This window comes from Amycolatopsis sp. NPDC051758 (assembly GCF_044453095.1).
Classification (GTDB): Bacteria; Actinomycetota; Actinomycetes; order Mycobacteriales; family Pseudonocardiaceae; genus Amycolatopsis.
This window is the reverse complement of record NZ_JBITCJ010000005.1, coordinates 529076-549497: the sequence shown is the minus strand read 5'-3', so window position 1 is coordinate 549497 and position 20422 is coordinate 529076. Positions and strand designations below refer to the sequence as shown.

Genomic DNA, 20422 nt, shown 5'->3' with positions numbered 1-20422 from the left:
TGATCAGTGCCGTGCGGCCCCGGACGCGGAATGAACGCCGGGAAGTCGGTCACGGCCGCCACGGACTGCAGCCGGACCCGGTCATGACGTTACCAGCCACCCGGACTGTGCCCCTGAGCAGGGCCTTCAGCCGTGGTCCAGCCCGAACGAGCGGGCCACCCGGTACCGGGTCCCGCCCGGCTCGCGCTCGCTGGTCATCAGCACCACCGAGGTGGCGGTCCAGCTCCGGCTGGTGAAGTTCGACAGGCTCTTGGTCCAACGCTCGGCGAGACCCGGATCTTCCCGGGGGAACCGCGCCAGCGTCAGGTGAGCCACATACGGCCTCGCTTCGGCGGCGGCGCCCGCGGCGTGCGCGAGCGGCGTCAGCTCCGATCCGGCGACAGTCAACCACAGCACCCCGGGGAACGTCGCGGCCTTTTCCAGCCGGACGTCGACCGCCCGGCGGCCGGCCAGACGGCCGGCGAGCCAGGCGCCGCGGACGTCGAGGTCGTCGTGGCCGTAGTAGGCGAGGGTGACGTGCCAGCGCTCCGGCGGCTCCCAGCGCAGCCCGTCGTCCGGCTCGCCCAGCGCCCCGGCGACCGCTTCGACGACGTCGTCCGGCGGGACCAGCGCGCTGAACAGGACCGGCATCAGGTGGTGTGGCCCGCCCGGCGGAGCAGGTCGGCGATGGCCGGGAAGTCGTCGTCGAGCCGCTTGGCGGCCTCGCCGAGATCTTCGTCCTCGGCCAGGTCGCGCAGGTAGGCGAGGACCTTCTGGTCGTCGTTGACCACCGGGATGTTGTCGCGACCGACGGTGGGCCGGGAGTCGCGGACGTCCTCCATCGCGGCCAGCATCGCGTCGCGGTTGCCGGCGGCGACCTCGGGCACCAGGATCTTGCGCTCGAGCATGATCATCCTGGCCAGCACGACCGGGTTGCCGATCTTCGCCCGCCGCCCGCTCATCACCTGGCTGAGCATGGGGGCGCTGATCCCGAGGACCTCGGCCAGGAACGCCTGCGAAACGTCGAACGCGACGACGAGGCGGCGCACGCGGTCGCCCAGCGGCTCGCCGTACCACTCACGCTGCAACGCGATGTTCCGCTGGACGATCTTGTGGTCCTCCACCAGTTCCGCTCCCCTAAACCCGCTTCGCCCGTCCTGCATGAGCATCTTGCCATCGCTGCCACGTGCGTGAACGCGAAATCCCCGATTCGGCCCCGGTCGGGGCCCGTTCAGCCGGCGTCGGGGAGCGCCTTGCGCGTCTCGACGACGTCGTCGTCGATCTGCGTGACCAGCCCGGCCGAGTCGGCGAACCGCACCTGGTCGCGCAGCCGGCTCACGAAGTCGATCGCCACGTGCTGGCCGTAGAAGTCCTCGTCGACGTCGAGGACGAACGCCTCGACGGTCCGCTCGCGCCCGGAGAACGTCGGGTTGGTGCCCACCGAGACCGCGGCACGCAGCCGGCGCGTGGGGTCGGCCGAGCGGGTGAACCAGGCGCTGTACACGCCGTCGGCCGGGACGGCGGCGAAGCGCGGCGTCGACAGGTTCGCCGTCGGGTAGCCGAGCTCGTGGCCCCGGCCGTCCCCGCGAACGACGATGCCCTCCAGCCGGTGCGGCCGGCCGAGCGCCTCGGCGGCGGCGACCACGTCACCGGCGTCGATGCACGACCGGACGTAGGTGCTCGAGAACGTGATGGCCGACTGGTCCTCTTCGGACAGTTCCTTGCCCTGCAGTTCCGCGCCGTACGCGGCGAAACCGAACCGGCGGCCGAGCGTGCGCAGCATCGCGACGTCCCCCGCGGCCTTGGCGCCGAAGGTGAAGTTGTCACCGACGACCACCGCGGCCGCGTGCAGCCGGTCGACCAGGACCTCGTGCACGAACTCCTCCGGCTGCAGCCGCGACAGCTCCAAGGTGAACGGCAGCACGCAGAAGACGTCGATCCCGAGGCCTTCGACGATCTCGGCCTTGCGCCGCAACGTGGTCAGCTGCGCCGGGTGGCTGCCCGGGCGCAGCACCTCCGACGGGTGCGGGTCGAACGTCAGCATGACGCCCGGCAGCCCGCGTTCGGCGGCCGCCGCCACCGTCCGGTTGATCAGCTCCTGGTGCCCGCGGTGCACACCGTCGAACACGCCGATGGTGACCACGCACCGGCCCCACCCGCCGGGAAGGTCTCCCAGCCCACGCCACCGCAGCACGGCACACTCCCGTCTCTTCGGGCCCACCCTAGGCGGGCAGCAACACGACCACTGCTCGGGACACGCCTTGTTCGTCCGCGGCCAGGGCGAGCACCCGGCCGTCCGGCCCGAAGAGGCCGTAGGTGCCCTCGACCCCGGCCGCCGGGATGCGCTGGCCGTGCCGGACCGCCTTGGCCGTCGCGGCGTCGAGGTCGCGCCGCGGGAAGGCGGCGGCGACGGCGGCGTCGAGGTCCAGGCTCAGTTCGGGCGTCTCCTCGAGCAGGTCGAGGGTTTTCGCCTTCGCCAGGGTGAAGGGGCCGACCGTGGTGCGCCGGAGGGCCTGGAGGTGACCGCCGACACCGAGGTCGGCGCCCAGGTCGCGGGCCAGCGCGCGGACGTAGGTGCCGGACGAGCACTCGACGACGGCGTCGACCTCGACGTGGTCCGCCTCGTGGCGGATCGCGAGGACGTCGAAGCGGTAGACGGTGACCGGGCGCGGCGGGATCACGACGTCCTCGCCGGCGCGGACCCGGGCGTAGGCGCGCTTGCCGTCGATCTTGACGGCGCTGACCGCGCTGGGCACCTGCTGGATGTCGCCGGTCAGCTTCTTGATGCCGTTCGTGACGGCTTCGTCGGTGACGTCCGTGGTCGCGGCTTGGCTGAGGATTTCGCCCTCGGCGTCGTCGGTCGTGGTGCTGCTGCCGAGGCTCAGGGTGGCGAGGTAGGTCTTGCGGTCGAGCGCCAGGTGGCCGAGCAGCTTGGTGGCGCGCTCGATGCCGAGCACCAGCACGCCGGTCGCCATCGGGTCGAGCGTGCCGGCGTGCCCGACCTTGCGGGTGCCCATGATCCGGCGGGCGCGGGCGACCACGTCGTGCGACGTCATGCCGGCGGGCTTGTCGACGATGAGGAGGCCGGGAGGCGGGGCGGGACGGCGGGGCGGTTTGGGGCTCGACACCCGGCAAACCCTAGCGGCCGGGTCTTGCGGAACGATCAGGTGCGTTCGGCAGGCCGCTGGGGTCAGGCGGCGACGATGGGGGTCTCGGGCAGGGCGGCGTCCCAGCGACGGCGGGTGATGCGGACCGGCAGCTCCTCGCCGCGGGCCTCGGCGAGGAACAGGTGCGCGCGGGTCCGGCGCCACCACGTCAGCATCCGCCAGGTGCCCAGGGCCAGGATCGCGACGATCGCCAGCAGCGACAGCCGGAAGCTGCCGCCGGTCCACTGCAGCAGCACGCCGACCGCGAGGGCGGCGATCGTCGTCGCGACGAAGCCGCCGACGTTGACCACGCCGGTCGCCGTGCCGACGCGGCTCAGCGGGTTGTAGTCGCGAGCCAGCGCGAAACCGATCATCGACGCCGGGCCGCCGAGGGCGAGGAACGCGAACGCGGGCACCAGCAGCGCCACCGGCACCTGCCCGGGCCAGCTCAGCAGCACCGCCCAGAGCAGCGCCGCCCCGCCGATGTACCCGCCGACCAGCGGCATCCGCAACGACGGCCGCCGCCCGATCAGGCCGCCCAGCAGCGGGCCGCCCGCCATCGACCCGAAGACGAACACCGTCAGCAGCGCGCTCGCGGCGGCCTTCGACTGGCCCTGGCCCTGCACCAGCCACGGCACGCCCCACAGCAGCGTCAGCGCGTTCGGCGCGAACATCGTGCTGAAGTGCACCCAGAAGCCCAGACGCGTCCCCGGCGTCCGCCAGGCTTCGGCGACCTGGTGGCCGAGTTCACCCGGGCGGACGGCTTCGCGGACCGGCGGTTGCTCCCCGGCGGGGACGTCGCGGACCCGGAGCGTCACCACGACGGTGTAGAGGACCGTGATCGCGCCGACCGCGAGGAAGGTGGGGGTCCAGCCGGCGGAGTCGAGCAGCAGCGACAGCGGGACGGTCGCGGCGAGGTTGCCGATGTAGCCGACGGCCGCAGTGAACGACGTCAGCAGCGCGTACTGGCGGCCCGGGAAGTGGGCCGCGACCAGGCGGAGCACGCTGACGAAGGTGAGCGCGTCACCCAGGCCGAGCACCCCGCGGGCGACCAGGCCGAGACCGTAGGAGTGCGCCACGCCGAGGAGGAGCTGGCCGGCGCCGAGCACCAGGACCGCGACGGTGAGCACACGGCGCGGGCCGTAGCGGTCGACGAGCACACCCGTCGGGATCTGCATCGCCGCGTAGACGCCGACCTGCAGGACCGTGAACGTGCCGAGCGCGGCCGCGCCGACGCCGAAGCGCTCGGCCGCCTGCAGCCCGGCGACGCCGAAGGAGGTGCGGTGGAACACCGCGAGGAGGTAGACGGTGACGGCGGACAGCCAGATGAGCCAGGACCGGGCGGTGGCGCGGCCGGTGGCGGGCGGCACAAGTTCCTCCAGGATTTCGGCGGTGCGGGGCGCAGGACGCCCTCGTTGCCGTCCCTACTACTTGTAGCGCCTAAGCAACCTCGAAACATAGCCGTTATCCGGGTGGTTTTCGCCACAGGTCAGCGGCCTCACGCCGGCCGGACGGCGCCGGTCACCGCCCAGTTGCCCGACCGCCACCGGACCAGGACGAACACCAGGCGCAGGACCATGAACAGCGAAAGCCCGGTCCAGATGCCGGTGAGACCCCAGCCGAAGCCGAGGGACGCCCAGATCAGCGGCAAGAAGCCCAGCGCCGCGCTGCCGAGCGTCGCGTTGCGGAGGAACGCCGCGTCACCCGCGCCGAGCAGCACGCCGTCCAGAGCGAAGACCACGCCGGCGATCGGCTGCATCGCGACGAAGAACCACCACGCGTGCGGGATCTCACCGAGCACGCCCGGGTCGGACGTGAACGCGTGCGGCAGCACCCACGACAGCGCGGCGAACAGCACGCACAGGAAGCACCCCAGCAGCAGCCCGTACCCGGTGATCTGCGCGGCCACCCCGCGCGCCTGCCGGACCGAGTTCGCCCCGAGCGCGGCCCCGACCAGGGACTGCGCGGCGATCGCCACCGAGTCGAGCACCAGCGCGAGGAACGTCCACAGCTGCAGCACCACCTGGTGGGCGCCGACCGCCTCGGTCGACGTCCGGGCCGCGACGGCCGCCGCCGAGATGAAGCACGCCTGGAACCCGAGGCTGCGCAGCACCAGGTCGCGGCCGAGGCCGAGCTGGGCGCGCATCACCTTGAAGTCCGGCCGCAGCCCCACCTTCTCCTTCACCAGCGCCGCGAAGAACAGCGACGCCGAGATCACCTGCGCGACGACGTTCGCGATCGCCGAGCCCTCCAGGCCGAGCCCGGCCCAGTACACGAGCACCGGGCACAGGATCGCCGAGATCCCGTTGCCCAGCAGGACGTAGCGCAACGGCTTCGCGGCGTCCTGCACCCCGCGCATCCAGCCGTTGCCGGCCATGGTGACCAGGATCAGCGGCGCCCCGAGCAGCGCGATCCGCAGCCACGACACCGCCGCTTCGGCCGTCTGGTCACTGCCCGAGAGCGCCCGCGCGATCGGCCAGGCCAGCAGCTGGCCGGCGACCAGCACGACCACCCCGACCAGCAGCGCCAGCCACGTCGCCTGCACCCCTTCGCGGACCGCGTCGGCCCGGCGGCCGGCACCGTGCAGCCGGGCGGTGCGGGACGTCGTGCCGTACGACAGGAACGTCAGCTGGCTCGACACCTGCGCCAGCACCACCCCGCCGAGCGCGAGGCCGGCCAGCGACAGCGCGTCGAGGTGGCCGACCACCGCGGTGTCGACCAGCACGTACAACGGCTCGGCGGCCAGCACGCCCAGCGCCGGCACCGCCAGGCCCAGGACCCGCTTCGCCGGGACCCGCTCGATCTCGTCCACATTCACCACGAACCGGACTCTAACCGCCCCCACCGACAGTTCTGACCGGCGGGAACGCGGGAACTTTCCGGGGCCGCGATCCGACGCGCTACAGCAGCGGCGCCCGCTCCAGCGCCTCGCGCAACCCGGCCAGGACCTCCTCGGCCGGGCCCGCGATCGTGCAGCCCGCGGCCTGCCGGTGCCCGCCCCCGCCGAACTCGGCCGCCACCGCCGAGACGTCGATCCCGATGGAGCGCAACGAGATCTGCCACTGCGCCGGGTTGGTCAAGTCCTGTTTGAGCACTGCCGCGACGGCCGCCTCACGGACCGAGCGGACCACGTCGATCACCGACTCGACCTCTTCGGCGCGCACCGTCCGGGCCGCGTCCACCCGGACCACCGCGTGCACAAAACCCTTGCCCTGCGCGGCTTCCGGCTCCAGCTCGGCTTCGCTCAGCACGGACGACAGCATCGGCAGCCAGGTGAACGGCCGCTCGTCGACGATCCGCCGCACCACCGCTTCGGGGTCGACGCCCGCTTCCAGCAGCCGCGCCGCCATCCGGTGCGTCTCCGGGCTCGCCCGGCGGAACCCGCTCGTGTCGGTGACGATCCCCGCGTAGATCCCGCGCGCGATCGGCTCGTCCAGCTCGGCGCCCATCGCGTCCAGGATCCGGAACACCAGGATCGCGCTGGCTTCCGCGGTCTCGTCGACGACGTTGCAGCTGCCGTAGAACGTGTTGGTCGCGTGGTGGTCGATCACCAGCACCGAGCCGGCGAGCTCGACCCGGCCGGCGAGCCGGCCGAGCCGCTTCGGCACCGGCGTGTCGACGCAGACCAGCAGCGCCTCGGTGTCCGGCAGGTCGTCCGGGTGGGTCAGCAGGCCGTCCTCGTCGAGCCACCGCAGCGTCTCCGGGGCCTCGTCCGGCTCACCGAAGGAGACGCGCACCTTCGCGCCACGCTGACGCAGCACCCGGCCGAGGGCCAGCGCGCTGCCGAGCGCGTCCGCGTCCGGGCGGACGTGGCCGAGCACCGTCACGTCGGTGGCCGACGCGAGCAGCGCCGCCGCGTCGCGGATGTCCTGCGCCAAAGTAGGGGTCACGGTGCGTCACGCTACGCTCTGCGGGATGCCTGAGTACGTGATTCTGGTCCACCCGTCCGCCAACCGGGTGTACGCCGCCTCCTCCCCCGCGCTGCTGCGCGCCGAGCTGGCGGTGTTCGGCGCGGCGCTGTCGGCCGAGCTGTCCGGGATCGAGGAGGTCGAGCTCGGCGGCGTCGGCTACGTGCGCTTCACCAGTTCGGCGGCCCTGGGCGAGAGTGACCTCGCGCTGCTGTCGAACCTGTCTTCGCTGTACGCGCTGTTCGAGCTGGGTGACGGCGTGCTGCGCCCGGTCACCGTGACACCGCTGGCGAAGGCCGACTCGGACCTGCTGACCATCCAGAAGTACGCGGGCAAGACCAACGAGTCGTTCACGAAGCTCCTGCTGAACGTGACGCTGCTCGCCACCGCGGACCCCACGGGGTTGCTTTCGGACAAGCCGAAGTACCTGCTCGACCCGCTGTGCGGCCGCGGCACCACGCTCAACCAGGCGATCATGTACGGCCTGCACGCCACCGGCCTGGACGTCGACGCCAAGGACTTCGAGGCCTACGAGGCGTTCATCAAGACGTGGCTGCGGAACAAGCGGGTCAAGCACACCGCCGAGACGGGCCAGCTGCGCCGCAACAAGGTGCGCCTCGGCCGCCGGCTCGACGTCGAGTACGCGTTGAGCAAGGAAGACTACAAAGCGGGTGACACCCGCAAGCTCACCTACTTCCAGGCCGACACGCTGACCACCGACGAGGTGCTGCGGGCGAACTCGTGCGACGTGATCGTCACCGACGCGCCGTACGGCGTGCAGCACGGCAGCCACCGCGAAGCCGGCCTGCAGCGCAGCCCGCGCGACCTGCTCGCGGCGGCCGTCCCGGTGTGGACGCGGGTGCTGCGCCCGGGCGGCGCGCTCGGCATCTCCTGGAACACCACGGTCCTGCCGCGCGAGGAGCTCGTCGAGGTGCTGCGGAAGGCCGGCCTCGACGTCCGCGAAGGCGGGCCGTGGGCGGAGTTCTCGCACCGGGTGGACCAGGCCATCCTGCGTGACCTGGTCGTCGCCGCCAAACCCGCTTCCTGACGACACCGAGTCGACAAAGCGCCCTCAGGACTGGGTGAGCTCCCCCGGCTTCGGGAGCGCCTGGCCGTTCTGCTCCGGAGCCGCCGGCGCCGGCGCCGGCGGCGTGTTCAGGCCGCGCTTCACCGAGTCCAAGATGGACAGTCCCTGTCCGACCAGCCCCGCGGCCATCTCGCCGAGGCCGTCGGCGCCGTTGAGGATGTTGACGTTCGCGCCGGCCAGGCCGCGCCCGGCCTCCTTGACGATCATCGGCAGCTGGTCGATGAGCATCCGGTCGAGCGCAACGCGGTTGTTCGACGCCGCCGCCTCGGCCTGCACGCGCATCTTCTCCGCGTCGGCCAGCGCCAGGATGCGGATCCGCTCGGCCTCCGCGTCGGCCGGCTTGATCACCTCGGCCACCAGCTGCTGCTGCCGCAGCTCCGCCTCGCGCTGGGCCAGCTCGGTCCGCGCGTCGATGACCTCCTGCTGCGCCTTCGCCTGCGCGAGCGGCCCGGCCTGCGCCGCTTCGGCTTGTGCCGCTTCGACTTCGGCGCGGTACTGCGCCTGCACGATCGACGTCTGCCGGGCGTACTCCGCCTGCGTCCGCTGCGACTCCTGCTCGGCCTCGGCCGCCCGCTTGTTCGCCACGGCCTGGGCGATCTGGGCGTCCCGCTGGATGGCGGCGTTGTGCGGCGCGGCCATCGCGGCGATGTAGCCGAGCTTCATGTCGTCGATCGACTGGATCTGCAGCGCGTCGACCGACAGGCCGATCTTCGCCATCTCCACCGCCGAGCCGTCCAGCACCTCGGTCGCCAGCTTCTGCCGCTCGGTGATGATCTCCTCGACCGTCATCGACCCGATGATCGAGCGCAGATGACCGGAGAAGATGCGGCCGGTCAGCACGGACATCTGGTCCTGGTCGGAGAGGAACCGCTGGCCGGCGTTCACGATGCTCTCGGTGTCGTTGCCGACCTTGAACGCGATCACCGCCCGCACGGTCAGCGCGATGGCCTGCTTCGTGACGCACACTTCGGTCACTTCGGCCTCACACATGGAAAGCGTGAGGAACCGGACTTTCCGGAACACCGGCATGACAAAGGCGCCGTGCCCGGTCACGACCCGGAACGGCGACGTGCCTTTGCTGGTCTTGCCGCCCGAAATCAGCATCGCCTCGTTGGGGGCCGGCACGCGATAACCGAACATCGACTGTCCTTAGACGAACACTAGGAAGAGGGTTCCGAGACGTCCCAAGCCACGACGTCGACCGTGCGCCGTCCGCGGGTTTCGACGACCAGCACGGTCGTCCCCTTCGGCAGCTCCGTGTCGGACCAGGCAAGGAAGGTTTCCAGGCCACCCCTGATCCTGATCAGCACCTCCCCGGGACCACGCTGCCCGCGGGTTCCGACGAGGAGGACTCCGGTGCGGCCCGACGGCGAGAGGTCGGAGTGCATGGCCGACCTCCCCTCGGTGGGCTGCCTCGGTGGCGGGGGTCACCCCGCTCACCCCCATTGTGCTCCCGGCGGCCGCCCGGGCGCGGCACTGTGAGGTTCCGATCAGGAGGCAACCGGACGGGCCGCCCGAGCGTGCAGGAACCTGAGAGCGTCGTCACCTTGGTTATACTCCGGGGCGTGACCGTCGAGCATCGTCCCCTGCGCGCGGACGCCCGGCGCAACCGCGAGGCACTGGTCGCGGCCGCCCGGGAAGTGTTCGGCGCCAAGGGCGTCGACGCCCCGCTCGACGAGATCGCCCGGCGCGCCGAGGTCGCGATCGGCACGCTCTACAACCGGTTCCCGACGCGGGCGGACCTCGTCGAAGCCGCATTCCTGCCGACGCTGGAAGAAGCAAAAGCCGTCACCGAAGAGGCTCTCGCGTGCGAAGACCCGTGGGACGGTTTTGTGCTCTTCCTCGAACGCTCGATCCTGATGCAGGTGACCGACCGCGGCTTCACCGAGGTCTGCGCGCGGGTGTTCGACCCGACGTCGGGCCTGGAGCAGGCCAAGCACGCCAACGCGGCCCGGATGGCCCGGATCATCACGCGCGCCCAGGAGGCCGGGGCGCTGCGGCGGGACTTCGGTCTTCTCGACCTGGCGGTCGTGTTCGGCGCGGCCGTCGCGGCCCCGGACTGGCGGCGCGGGCTCGCGCTGGTGCTCGACGGCCTGCGCCCGGCCGCCGCGCACCCGCTGCCATGACCTGGCTCGCGGACACCCGCACGTCCTACGACACGGTGGCGGAGAGCTACGCTGGCTTCGTGCGGAACGCGCTGAGCACCCAGCCCTACATGCGGGCGGCGCTCTCGGTGTTCGCCGCGCAGGTCGACGGGCCGGCGGTCGACGTCGGCTGCGGCCCCGGGCACTTCACCGCGCACCTGAACGAACTGGGTGTCGACGCGTCCGGCGTCGACCTGTCCCCGGGAATGATCGACCTGGCCCGCCGGACACATCCGGAGCTGCGGTTCGAGGTGGGGTCGATGACGGACCTCGCCCTGTCCGACGCGTCGGTGGCGGGGGTGCTGGTGTTCTGGTCGCTGATCCACGTGCCGGACGCCGAGGTCCCGGTGGCGCTGGGCCAGTTCCGGCGGGTGCTGCGGCGCGGCGGCCGGCTGGTGATCGGCTTCCACGTCGGCGACGAGACACGGCTCAAGACCGAGGGGTACGGCGGGCATCCGATGCGCGTCAACGTCCACTTGCGACAGCCGGCGCACCTGGCCCGGTGGCTGCGGAACGCGGGGTTCAAGGTCGACGCGGAGTGGCGGCTCAGCCCGGAAGCCGAAGTGCCCCAAGCGATCCTCTTCGCGTCACGCTAACCGCTGCCCGACGAACTTCAAGACGTCCGGCAGCACTCCGCGCCAGTACTCGTCCTTGTGCCCACCCGGCGAGAACTGCGCCACCGCGGGGTTCACCGCTTTCACGAGCTTCCGGTCGGCGCCCAGGAACGGGTCCGACTCGCCGCACCAGACACCGAGCGAGTCCTTGCGCAGCTCGCCGGTGTGCAGCAACGGTTCTTCCGCGCGCCAGTTGTCCTCACCGGAGAAAACCTTGCGGCTGCGGGCGTCCGGCCAGCTGACGAACAGCGCCGCACTCGCCGTCGCGACGGCCTTCAGGTCCGGGTGGGCGCGGGCGAACCGCAGCGCGCCGAAGCCGCCCATCGAAATGCCGAACACCGCCGAAGCCGGTCGCAGGTCACGAGCCGTCAGCCAGCTTGGGAGCTCCTCGGTGAGCATCCGCTGCGGATCGTCCCCGGAGCCGACGTCCACCCAGTAGTGGTCACCGTCGACCGCGGCCACGGCGAACGGCGGGGTGCCGGTGCGGACCGCCGCCGTCAGCAGCTCGGGAACGCCCAGCTCGAGGAAGGTGCGCGCCCGGGCGCCGCGGCCGTGCAGGGCCAGGCACACCGGCAGTCCGGCGGCCGGGACACCTTCGGGCGTGATCAACACCAGGTCGACGTCGCCGCCCCGAGCGGCCGACCGCATGCGCTGGACCGTCACCGGGTCCCGGGGCGCCGTCGGATGGGAAGGCGCCGGCACCGCGGCCGGACCGGGCGGCGGGCCGGAGGGGTCGGCAGAGCAGCCCGCCAGCAGCGCGAGTGCGCTGCCGGCGAGCAGGGTGCGGCGGGAGAGCACGGGTCAGCCCCGGCTCTCCTCCTCCGCGAACTCGTCGTCGTCGGCCTCTTCGCGGGGCGCCTTGTACGGGTCGGGTTCGCCCGCGTGCTGCGCCCCGGCCGAACGCCGCGCGACCTCCGCGTCGGCCTCACGAGCCTTCGCGAGCAGGTCTTCGATCCGCTTCGACTCCTCGGGAATCGTATCGGCGACGAAGGTCAGCGTCGGCGTGTAGCGGACCCCGGTACCCTGCCCGACCTTCGTGCGCAGCATTCCGCGCGCCGATTCGAGCGCGAGGGCGGCGCCGGTGAAGTCCGGGGGGACGTCCAGCTTCTCGCCGAGCACCGTGTAGTACACCGTGGCGTCGTGCAGGTCGCCGGTGACCTTCGTGTCCGTGATGGTCACGTAGTCCAGCCGGGAGTCCTTGACCTCGTGTTCGATCGCCGACGCGACGATCTGCGAGATCCGCTTGGCGAGCTTGCGAGCCCGAGCAGGATCAGCCATGTCTTTCTCCTAGTCTTCTGGACCGAGCAGCCGCCGGCGCGCGGTGAGCAGCTCGAATTCCGGCCGGCTGGCCACGTACCGCTCACACGAGTCGAGCACGTCACGGACGTGCTCGCCACCTTCGGCGACCACGGCCACCCCGATGAGGGTCCGCCGGTGCAGGTCGGTGTGACCGGCTTCGGCCACCGAGACGGCGAAGCGCTTGCGCACCTCCGCCAGCACCGGCCGGACCACGGATCGCTTCTGCTTCAGCGAATGGACGTCGCCGAGCAGGATGTCGAGCTCAAGGGCTCCGACGAACATAAGCAGTTTGGGTGGTGTTGTAGGGATGGGAAGCGAAACCCCCGGGTGTGCGGTGCGAAACCGCACACCCGGGGGAACACGCCTTACTTACGCACGCGGCTTCTCGCGCTGCTCGTAGGTCTCGATCAGGTCGCCGACCTTGAGGTCGCCGTACGAACCGAGCGTCAGACCGCACTCGTAGCCCTCGCGGACCTCGACCACGTCGTCCTTGAACCGCCGCAGCGAGCTGACCGGCAGGTTCTCCGCGACGACAGTGCCGTCGCGCAGCAGCCGGGCGCGCGCGTTGCGCCGGATCTCGCCGGACATGACCAGGCAACCCGCGATCGTGCCGATCTTGGAGGACTTGAAGACCTCGCGAACCTCCGCGCGGCCCAGCTCGACCTCTTCGTACTCCGGCTTGAGCATGCCCTTGAGAGCCTGCTCGATCTCGTCGATCGCCTGGTAGATGACCGTGTAGTACCGGACGTCGACACCCTCGCGGGTGGCCCGCTCGGTCGCCTTGCCCTGGGCCCGGACGTTGAACCCGAGGACGATCGCGTCGGACGCGGTCGCCAGGTCGATGTCCGACTCGGTCACGCCACCGACACCGCGGTGGACCACGTTCAGCTCGACCTCGTCGCCGACGTCCAGCTGGAGCAGCGAGGCTTCGAGGGCCTCGACGGTGCCCGAGTTGTCACCCTTGATGATCAGGTTGAGGCTGTTCGTCTCCTTCAAGGCGGAGTCGAGGTCCTCGAGGCTGACCCGCTTGCGGCGCGACGCGTTGAGCGCGTTGCGCGTACGAGCGGCGCGGCGCTCGGCGATCTGCCGGGCGACGCGGTCCTCGTCGACCACCAGGAAGGTGTCACCCGCACCCGGCACCGAGGTGAACCCGATGACCTGGACGGGCCGCGACGGCAGCGCCTCGGTGACGTCGACGTTGTGCTCGTCGACCATCCGGCGGACGCGGCCGTAGGCGTCACCCGCCACGACCGAGTCACCGACGCGCAGCGTGCCGCGCTGGACCAGGACGGTGGCCACCGGGCCGCGGCCGCGGTCGAGGTGTGCCTCGATCGCGACACCCTGGGCCTCCATGTCCGGGTTGGCCCGGAGGTCCAGAGCGGCGTCGGCGGTCAGCAGGATCGCCTCGAGCAGACCATCGATGTTGATGTTCTGCCGCGCGGAGATCTCGACGAACATCGTGTCGCCGCCGTACTCCTCGGCGACCAGGCCGTACTCGGTCAGCTGCTGCCGGATCTTGTCCGGGTTCGCGCCTTCCTTGTCGATCTTGTTGATCGCGACCACGATCGGGGCCTTGGCGGCCTGCGCGTGGTTGATCGCCTCGACCGTCTGCGGCATCACACCGTCGTCGGCCGCCACCACGATCACCGCGATGTCGGTCGAGTTCGCACCACGGGCACGCATGGCGGTGAACGCCTCGTGACCCGGGGTGTCGATGAAGGTGATCAGGCGCGGGTTGCCTTCGAGCTCGGTCTCGATCTGGTACGCACCGATGTGCTGCGTGATGCCGCCGGCCTCGCTCTCGCGGACCTTCGTCTTCCGGATCGTGTCGAGCAGTCGGGTCTTACCGTGGTCGACGTGACCCATGATGGTCACGACCGGCGGCCTGACCTGCAGATCCTCTTCGCCACCGGCGTCGTCGCCGTAGGTGATGTCGAAGGTCTCCAGCAGCTCGCGGTCCTCTTCCTCCGGCGAGACGACCTGAACCGTGTAGTTCATTTCGCCGCCGAGCAGCTCGAGGATGTCGTCCGACACGGACTGCGTCGCGGTGACCATCTCGCCGAGGTGGAAAAGCACCTGCACCAGCGAAGCCGGGTTGGCGTCGATCTTCTCGGCGAAGTCGGTCAGCGAAGCACCCCGCGGCAGCCGGATCGTCTCGCCCTGCCCCTTGGGCAGGCGGACGCCGCCGACGCTGGGCGCCTGCATGTTGTCCATGTACTCCTGGCGCTTCTGCCGCTTCGACTTGCGACCCTTGCGCGAGGGACCACCCGGGCGCCCGAAGGCACCCGCGGTGCCGCCACGGCCACCGGGGCCACCACGGCCACCGCCGCCACGGAAACCGCCGCCACCGGCCGGGGCGCCGCCACCGGGACCGCCGCCGCCGGGACGGAAACCGCCGCCACCGCCGCCGCCACCACCGGGACGGAAACCGCCGCCACCGCCGCCGCCACCAGGGCCGCCGCGGAAGCCGCCGCCACCGCCACCGGGGCCGCCACGAGCGCCGCCGCCGGGGCCGCCACGGGCGCCGCCACCGGGACCACCACGAGCGCCGCCACCGGGACCGGCCGGGCGCTGCGTGCGGCCCGGCATCATGCCGGGGTTCGGCCGGGGGGGCATGTTGCCCGGGCTCGGCCGGTTGCCACCGGCGCCACCACCGGGACGCGGGGCCGGACGGTCACCGCTACCACCGGTGCCACCGGGACGCGGCGGGCGGTTGTCGCCGCCCTGACCGCCACCGGGGCGCGGGCCCTGCGGGCGCGGCGGGGCGCCGGAACCGACGCCGAACGGGTTGTTGCCGACCCGCGGGGTGCGCGGACCGGGCTTGGGACCGCCGGGCTTGGGGCCCTGCGGCTTCGGCGGGACGACCGAACCGGTGTTGCCCGAAGGCGCGGCCGGGGTCTCCTGCTTGGGTGCGGCGGCAGGCGTCTCGGCTTTCGCGGCCGGGACCTGCTCCTGCGGAGCGGGCGCGGCGGGCTGCTGACGCGGGCCGGGCCGGGGGCCGGGACCCGCGGGACGGGCACCCGGCGCGGCGGCCGGCTTCGAGGCCGGGGCCTGCTGCTGTTGCGGGGCCGCCGCGGGGGCGGCCTTCGCCGCGGGCGCCTGCTGCTGAGGAGCGGGCGACGCGGGCTTGGGCGCGGGAGCGCCCGGCTTGGCGGCCGGGGGCGCGGGACGCGCCGACGGGCCGGGAGTGGGCTTCTTGGCGCCCTTCGGCGCGTACGCGTCGCGGAGACGGCGGGCGACGGGCGCCTCGACCGTGGACGACGCGGACTTCACGAACTCGCCCTGTTCCTTCAACTTGGCGAGAACGTCCTTGCTGGTGATGCCGAGCTCCTTAGCGAGCTCGTGTACGCGGGCCTTGCCTGGCACAGCTCTCCTCATCTAGGGGAGGCCAGGCGGAAAACCCGCTGACCTCGTCCTTATTGTCTCGCGTTCATGGCTTCAGCTTCACGGCTGACTCATGACGGGTCGACCTGCTTCCTTGGTTCCTCGCGAAGCCGGGTATGTCCCGGCCTCGTGGTGCGTAGTGGTGCGCCCGACGTGCTCGCGGACCTCGCGGGCATCGAGCGCCCCGGGAGCCCGCAAGGCTCTCGGGAAGGCTCGCCGCCGTTCGGCCTTGGCCAGGCAGTCCGGGTCGGGGTGCAGCCATGCTCCCCGGCCCGGCAGCCGCCGACGTTCGTCGACGACCACCCGCCCGGCCACCGCGACCACGCGCAGCAGCTCACCGATCAATGCCCGCCGCTTGCAACCGACACAAGTCCGCACCGGAGGATTCCGGTGGGGCTGGTGCTCGGCTACCCGCCGCGGGCGTTGAACCACTCCTGAGTCTAGCGCTTCGACCTTCACTCAGCCGAACCGGTTGTCGCGGCGGGCCGCGACGGACCGGCGTGGTCTTGATCACCCTCGTCGTCCACCGGGGCCGCGTCGCTGCGGATGTCGATCCGCCAGCCGGTCAGGCGGGCGGCGAGGCGGGCGTTCTGGCCCTCCTTGCCGATCGCCAGCGACAGCTGGAAGTCCGGCACCACGACCCGGGCGGTCTTCGCCCGCTCGTCCACGACCCGTACCGAAACAACCTTCGCCGGGGACAGCGCATTCCCCACGAAGCGGGCCGGGTCCTCGGAGAAGTCGATGATGTCGATCTTCTCACCGGCCAGCTCGCTCATGACGTTGCGCACGCGCGAGCCGACCGGGCCGATGCAGGCGCCCTTGGCGTTGACGCCCGCCACGGTCGACTTCACCGCGATCTTCGTGCGGTGGCCGGCTTCCCGCGCGACGGCGGCGATCTCCACCGTGCCGTCGGCGATCTCGGGCACCTCGAGCGCGAAGAGCTTGCGCACCAGGTTCGGGTGCGTGCGCGACAGCGTGATCTGCGGGCCGCGGTTGCTGCGCGCCACGGTGACCACGTAGGCCTTGAGCCGGCTGCCGTGTTCGTACGACTCGCCCGGCACCTGCTCGCCGGACGGCAGCACACCCTCGGTGTCACCCACCTGGACCACGACCATGCCGCGCGCGTTGGCGCGGGCGTCGCGCTGGATGACGCCGGCGACGATCTCGCCCTCCTTGGTGGAGAACTCGCCGAAGGTCTTCTCGTGCTCGGCGTCGCGCAGCCGCTGCAGGATGACCTGGCGCGCGGTGGTGGCGGCGATCCGGCCGAAGCCCTCGGGGGTGTCGTCCCACTCTTCGTCGGTCTCGCCGTCGTGGGTCAGCGTGCGGGCGAGCACGCGCACCAGGCCGGTCTTGCGGTCGATGTCGATGCGGGCGTGCGGCTGGTGGCCTTCGGTGTGCTTGTACGCGGTGAGCAAGGCCGTCTCGATGGCCTCGATCACCGTTTCGAAGGGGATGTCCTTGTCCCGTTCGATCGCCCTCAGTGCGGCGATGTCGACGTTCACTTCGACCCCTTCTCCGTCTCGGCGGCGATCATGCCGGACGCGTCGTCTTCGAGCAGTTTCAGGTCCTCGGCGGCCGGCTGCTTGAACTCGATCTCCACGACCGCCTTCGCCACTTCGGCGTAGCGGACGTCGCGGAGCTTGCCGCCCTCGAGGATGCGGGCGGCGTCCTCGCCCGCGTGGCCGACCCGGCCGATGAAGGCCTCGCCCTCGGCCGGGGTCACCTTCACCAGACGGAAGCGCGCGCGGCGCCAGTGCCGTCGCTCGGTGAGCGGCCGGTCCAGGCCCGGCGACGTGACCTCCAGCGTGTACGCGCTCGCGAGGACGTGCTCGTTCTCGTCGAGCGCCGCCGCGACCTTGCGGCTGACCTCGGCGACCTCGTCCAGCCCGATGCCGTCGTCGGAGTCGACGACGACCTTGACCAGCTGCCGCCGGCCGGCCTGCTGCACCTCGAACGAGTCGAGGTCGAAACCCGCGGCGGTGACGGCTTCGGCCACGATCGGCTGAAGCCGGCTGGCGAGTTCTCCTGGCACGTGGGGCTCTCCTTGGTCGGGCTCGGGTGGTGGTGGACCAGCTTATCCGGTCGCCCCCTCGGCACGCGCGAGCGGCGGGGGCGGCCGGGGGCCTGGCAGGATGGGCCGACGTGACCGGAAGACCGACCGAGCTGACCCGTCGTGCCGCCCTCCGCGCGGGGGCGCTGGCCGCACTGGCCGTCCCCCTCGCCGCCTGCGGGCCCGGCTACGACGAAAGCCCCGACCCGTTGCAGCCGCTGCTGGCCGCCGCCGAGGCGGACGCCGCCGCCGCGCGGGCGCTGGCCAAGGGTGCCGACGCCGACGCCGCCGGCCAGCTCGCCGACGCGCGCGCGGCGCACGCGGCCGCGCTGAAGTCCGAAGTGGACCGGCTGAACCGGCCCAAGCCGTCGTCGTCCCCCACCCCGCCGGCGGCCGCGGCACTGGGTGATCTCAAGGAGCGGCTGGCGACGGCGCGCAAGCAGGCCGAAGACCTCGTCGGCGGGCTGCCGCGCTACCGCGCCGGGCTGGTCGCGGCGGTGGCGGCGGGCTGCGCGGCCCTGCAGCGCACCGCCCCGGCGCTGGGCCCGGGCGAAGACGCCCCGAAGGTGGCGGCCGCACCGGCCGGCGCCGTGCCCGCCGAGGTTGTCGACCCGCTGCAGGTGGCGCTCGCGGCCGAGCACGCGGCGGTCTGGGTGTACGGGCTGGTCGGCGCGTTCCTGCCGGCCGACTTCGGCGACGCCGAGAAGAGCGGCGCGGCGGAGCACGCCCTGCGCCGTGACCTGCTGCAGACGATGCTCTCGGCGTCCGGGGCGACCCCGGTCGCGCCGGAACCGGCGTACGTCCCGAAGAAGCCGGTGACGGATTCGGCGTCGGCGGCCCTGGTGGTCGCGACGGCCGAGGCCGACTGCGCGTCGGCGTGGCTGGCGGTGGTGAACCACACCGACGACGCGGGCCTGCGCACGACGGCACTGCACGCCCTGGTGGCGGCTTCGCGGCGCGGGACGCCGTGGCGGTCCGAGGCGGGCGAGAAGCCGGTGGCGATCGCGATGCCCGGCCAGGCGAGCTGACCGGCGCCGGCCAAGCGCCCCAATTGGGGCGCTTGGCCGGGGTCAGCTGTGGAAGTCGGCGGACAGGCGCAGGGCGTCGTCCGCGATCTTCTCGATCAGCTCCTTGTCCTTGTGCTTGGCGTAGAAGTCGGCCAGCACGATCGTCGTGTTCGTACCCTCGACCTTCGACGCGTAGGCCGCGTCCGCGCCGCTCACGCTCGGGGTGCCGGTGCCAGCGAACGTCTTGTCCTTCACCAGGTCCGTGACGTTGCCGGTGCCGTCCTTTTCGGTCAGCGTCTTGAGCGCCTTCGCCTTCGTCGAGTCCGGCATCCCCACCAGCACCACCGACACCAGGGCCTTCGCGCCGCCGGACTCCGTCGTGTAGAGCGCGCGCACCAGCGACTGGCACTCGTTGTCCTGGAAGAAGTCGTGCGTCTTGCCGTAGGACTTCGAGGCGCACTCGTTGGTCCGCACCGGCCCGGCGACCTTCGTGAACGTGTACAGCCCGGTGTTCTGGGCCGGCTGCTGCGCCACCGGCTCCTCGGGTGTCGAGTCGTGCCGGATCAGGAACCAGAGCAGCCCGGAGACGACGGCGATCGCGACCAGCCCGGCGCTCCTGAGCAGCAGCGTCCGGGTGTCGCGCGCCGGGGGGCCCGGCGCCGGCGGGCGCGGCTGCGGGGGCACCGCGCCGAGCGGGGCCGTGTCGGACGGGCCTGGGGTGAAATGCGCACCAACCACGGGGCCATACGGTAGTTCACGGCCCTGGCGGAGTTCACTCGAATGCGCGTAAGACGCGTTCGACGTCGTCAGCGGTGTTGTAGAGGTGGAATCCGACCCGCACCCGGCCGCCGCGGACGCTCGAGACGATCCCGGCCGCCGCGGCCCGCTCCGGGTCGGCCTCGAGCGACACGATCGCGGTGCCGCGCGGCGGCTGTCCGAGCTCCTCCAGCAGCAGGTCGGCCAGGCCGGTGTTGTGCGCCCTGACCTGCGCGAGGTCGAGCCCGCCGAGGTACTCCAGCGCCGCGGCCGCGCCGACCTGGGCGAGCCACACCGGCGAGAGGTCGAACGCGCGGGCGTCGCCGGCCAGGCGCAGCGGGAGGCCGTAGACGGTGGCCCACGGGTCCTCCCCCGCGTACCAGTTCGCGGCGACCGGCCGAGTGCGCTCCTGGGCGTCCGGCCGCACGTAGAGCCACGCGCTGCCGCGAGGCGAGAGCAGCCACTTGTAGCCCGCCGCGACGACCCAGTCCGCCCAGGCGACGTCCAGCGGCAGCCAGCCCACCGCTTGGGTGGCGTCGAGCAGCACGGCCGCCCCGGCGGCTTCCGCGGCGGCCCGCAGCGCCGGGAGGTCCACGATCCGGCCGTCCGCGGACTGGACGACGCTCACGGCGACGACGTCGTGCCCCTCGACCCGCTCCGGCAGCAGGTCCAGGGGCACTTCGGTGACCAAGAGGTCCTGCGCCGCGAAGGGGAAGGTCACGCTGGTGAAGTCCCCTTCGGCGGCGAGCACGCGAGTGCCGGCGGGCAGCGCCGCGGCGACGTTGGCGACCAGCTGGGAGGCCGACGCGCCGATCGCGACCCGCCCGGCGCCGACCCCCAGCAGCCGGGCGAACCCGGCCCGCGCCCGCGTGACGTACTGGTCGAACTCCCCCGGCCGGGTCGCGCCGGTCCGCCACCGTTCGACCGACTCGGCGACGGCTGCGGCCACCGGCGCGGGCGGAATGCCCACGCTGGGCGTGTTCAGGTAGCCGGGCGGGACGGCGAAGTCGGTTCCGAAGGCGTCCATGCTCTTCAGGCTGGCAGAGCG

General features: G+C 72.2%; 22 protein-coding genes. 4 read left to right on the top strand and 18 right to left on the bottom strand.

The genetic code is table 11. The annotated features are described in order from the left end of the window. Window positions 1–126: 126 nt before the first annotated feature. The 7 genes from thpR to ACIA5G_RS26120 all read right to left on the bottom strand — a co-directional run bounded on the left by thpR (window position 127) and on the right by ACIA5G_RS26120 (window position 7015). Window positions 127–630 (bottom strand): RNA 2',3'-cyclic phosphodiesterase, encoded by a 504-nt coding sequence (thpR, locus tag ACIA5G_RS26150; protein ID WP_395927589.1) that lies wholly within the window; start codon window positions 628–630, stop codon window positions 127–129. Beyond that, entirely contained in the window at window positions 630–1103 is a 474-nt protein-coding gene (locus ACIA5G_RS26145) for an XRE family transcriptional regulator (RefSeq protein ID WP_395927587.1), read from the bottom strand. The genes thpR and ACIA5G_RS26145 overlap by 1 nt, the downstream gene beginning before the upstream one ends. Before the next feature lie 107 nt (window positions 1104–1210). Further along, window positions 1211–2173 carry a bifunctional riboflavin kinase/FAD synthetase gene (locus tag ACIA5G_RS26140; protein ID WP_395927585.1) on the bottom strand — a complete coding sequence of 321 codons (963 nt, stop codon included), beginning with the start codon at window positions 2171–2173 and terminating at the stop codon, window positions 1211–1213. Between the two features lie 28 nt (window positions 2174–2201). Then, the gene (gene truB / locus ACIA5G_RS26135) at window positions 2202–3107 is read right to left on the bottom strand and encodes a tRNA pseudouridine(55) synthase TruB (RefSeq protein ID WP_395927583.1); all 906 of its coding nucleotides are present in this window, start codon (window positions 3105–3107) and stop codon (window positions 2202–2204) included. Between the two features lie 62 nt (window positions 3108–3169). Then, the gene (locus ACIA5G_RS26130; protein WP_395927581.1) at window positions 3170–4495 is read right to left on the bottom strand and encodes a nitrate/nitrite transporter; all 1326 of its coding nucleotides are present in this window, start codon (window positions 4493–4495) and stop codon (window positions 3170–3172) included. A gap of 128 nt (window positions 4496–4623) precedes the next feature. Continuing rightward, window positions 4624–5943 carry an MATE family efflux transporter gene (locus tag ACIA5G_RS26125; protein WP_395928016.1) on the bottom strand — a complete coding sequence of 440 codons (1320 nt, stop codon included), beginning with the start codon at window positions 5941–5943 and terminating at the stop codon, window positions 4624–4626. A gap of 82 nt (window positions 5944–6025) precedes the next feature. Then, window positions 6026–7015: a bifunctional oligoribonuclease/PAP phosphatase NrnA gene (locus ACIA5G_RS26120; RefSeq protein ID WP_395927579.1), complete on the bottom strand. Its 990-nt coding sequence runs from the start codon at window positions 7013–7015 to the stop codon at window positions 6026–6028. A 25-nt stretch (window positions 7016–7040) separates the two neighbouring features. Between ACIA5G_RS26120 and ACIA5G_RS26115 the strand changes: the two genes are divergently transcribed. Continuing rightward, window positions 7041–8081 carry a TRM11 family SAM-dependent methyltransferase gene (locus ACIA5G_RS26115; RefSeq protein ID WP_395927577.1) on the top strand — a complete coding sequence of 347 codons (1041 nt, stop codon included), beginning with the start codon at window positions 7041–7043 and terminating at the stop codon, window positions 8079–8081. 24 nt (window positions 8082–8105) lie between these two features. Here ACIA5G_RS26115 and ACIA5G_RS26110 read toward each other — a convergent pair whose 3' ends face one another. Continuing rightward, entirely contained in the window at window positions 8106–9260 is a 1155-nt protein-coding gene (locus tag ACIA5G_RS26110; RefSeq protein ID WP_395927575.1) for an SPFH domain-containing protein, read from the bottom strand. A 20-nt stretch (window positions 9261–9280) separates the two neighbouring features. Beyond that, window positions 9281–9508 (bottom strand): hypothetical protein, encoded by a 228-nt coding sequence (locus tag ACIA5G_RS26105; protein ID WP_395927573.1) that lies wholly within the window; start codon window positions 9506–9508, stop codon window positions 9281–9283. Between the two features lie 177 nt (window positions 9509–9685). On the opposite strand from ACIA5G_RS26105, the gene ACIA5G_RS26100 reads away from it, so the two are divergent. Both ACIA5G_RS26100 and ACIA5G_RS26095 read left to right on the top strand, forming a co-directional pair. After that, on the top strand, window positions 9686–10246 hold the full coding sequence (locus ACIA5G_RS26100; RefSeq protein WP_395927571.1) for a TetR/AcrR family transcriptional regulator: 561 nt from the start codon (window positions 9686–9688) through the stop codon (window positions 10244–10246). After that, a complete protein-coding gene (locus tag ACIA5G_RS26095) occupies window positions 10243–10860 on the top strand; it encodes a class I SAM-dependent DNA methyltransferase (protein ID WP_395927569.1) in 618 nt (205 codons plus the stop codon). The genes ACIA5G_RS26100 and ACIA5G_RS26095 overlap by 4 nt, the downstream gene beginning before the upstream one ends. Here the strand turns inward: ACIA5G_RS26095 and ACIA5G_RS26090 are convergent. From ACIA5G_RS26090 to rimP, 7 genes are all read right to left on the bottom strand, one after another. Next, window positions 10852–11676 (bottom strand): alpha/beta hydrolase, encoded by an 825-nt coding sequence (locus ACIA5G_RS26090; protein ID WP_395927567.1) that lies wholly within the window; start codon window positions 11674–11676, stop codon window positions 10852–10854. The genes ACIA5G_RS26095 and ACIA5G_RS26090 overlap by 9 nt on opposite strands. Before the next feature lie 3 nt (window positions 11677–11679). After that, the gene (rbfA, locus tag ACIA5G_RS26085) at window positions 11680–12156 is read right to left on the bottom strand and encodes a 30S ribosome-binding factor RbfA (RefSeq protein WP_395927565.1); all 477 of its coding nucleotides are present in this window, start codon (window positions 12154–12156) and stop codon (window positions 11680–11682) included. Window positions 12157–12165: 9 nt separating this feature from the next. Next, entirely contained in the window at window positions 12166–12459 is a 294-nt protein-coding gene (locus ACIA5G_RS26080; RefSeq protein WP_155545954.1) for a DUF503 domain-containing protein, read from the bottom strand. Window positions 12460–12546: 87 nt separating this feature from the next. Next, a complete protein-coding gene (gene infB, locus ACIA5G_RS26075) occupies window positions 12547–15543 on the bottom strand; it encodes a translation initiation factor IF-2 (protein ID WP_395927562.1) in 2997 nt (998 codons plus the stop codon). 78 nt (window positions 15544–15621) lie between these two features. Continuing rightward, on the bottom strand, window positions 15622–15906 hold the full coding sequence (locus ACIA5G_RS26070; RefSeq protein WP_395927560.1) for a YlxR family protein: 285 nt from the start codon (window positions 15904–15906) through the stop codon (window positions 15622–15624). A 110-nt stretch (window positions 15907–16016) separates the two neighbouring features. Further along, entirely contained in the window at window positions 16017–17063 is a 1047-nt protein-coding gene (gene nusA, locus ACIA5G_RS26065) for a transcription termination factor NusA (RefSeq protein ID WP_395927558.1), read from the bottom strand. Next, complete coding sequence (rimP, locus tag ACIA5G_RS26060; RefSeq protein WP_395927556.1) at window positions 17060–17593, bottom strand: ribosome maturation factor RimP; 534 nt, start codon at window positions 17591–17593, stop codon at window positions 17060–17062. The genes nusA and rimP overlap by 4 nt, the downstream gene beginning before the upstream one ends. Window positions 17594–17703: 110 nt before the next feature. On the opposite strand from rimP, the gene ACIA5G_RS26055 reads away from it, so the two are divergent. Further along, window positions 17704–18639: a ferritin-like domain-containing protein gene (locus ACIA5G_RS26055; protein ID WP_395927554.1), complete on the top strand. Its 936-nt coding sequence runs from the start codon at window positions 17704–17706 to the stop codon at window positions 18637–18639. A gap of 42 nt (window positions 18640–18681) precedes the next feature. Here the strand turns inward: ACIA5G_RS26055 and ACIA5G_RS26050 are convergent, their stop codons facing one another. Further along, window positions 18682–19302 (bottom strand): hypothetical protein, encoded by a 621-nt coding sequence (locus ACIA5G_RS26050; RefSeq protein WP_395928014.1) that lies wholly within the window; start codon window positions 19300–19302, stop codon window positions 18682–18684. An 88-nt stretch (window positions 19303–19390) separates the two neighbouring features. Continuing rightward, complete coding sequence (locus ACIA5G_RS26045) at window positions 19391–20401, bottom strand: aminotransferase class V-fold PLP-dependent enzyme (protein WP_395927552.1); 1011 nt, start codon at window positions 20399–20401, stop codon at window positions 19391–19393. Window positions 20402–20422: the final 21 nt, after the last annotated feature.

Coding starts and splice junctions, on each gene's coding strand:
- ACIA5G_RS26105 (WP_395927573.1), bottom strand. CDS start 9,508: ATGCACTCCGACCTCTCGCCGTCGGGCCGCACCGGAGTCCTCCTCGTC.
- ACIA5G_RS26110 (WP_395927575.1), bottom strand. CDS start 9,260: ATGTTCGGTTATCGCGTGCCGGCCCCCAACGAGGCGATGCTGATTTCG.
- ACIA5G_RS26080 (WP_155545954.1), bottom strand. CDS start 12,459: ATGTTCGTCGGAGCCCTTGAGCTCGACATCCTGCTCGGCGACGTCCAT.
- ACIA5G_RS26045 (WP_395927552.1), bottom strand. CDS start 20,401: ATGGACGCCTTCGGAACCGACTTCGCCGTCCCGCCCGGCTACCTGAAC.
- rbfA (WP_395927565.1), bottom strand. CDS start 12,156: ATGGCTGATCCTGCTCGGGCTCGCAAGCTCGCCAAGCGGATCTCGCAG.
- ACIA5G_RS26095 (WP_395927569.1), top strand. CDS start 10,243: ATGACCTGGCTCGCGGACACCCGCACGTCCTACGACACGGTGGCGGAG.
- ACIA5G_RS26115 (WP_395927577.1), top strand. CDS start 7,041: ATGCCTGAGTACGTGATTCTGGTCCACCCGTCCGCCAACCGGGTGTAC.
- thpR (WP_395927589.1), bottom strand. CDS start 630: ATGCCGGTCCTGTTCAGCGCGCTGGTCCCGCCGGACGACGTCGTCGAA.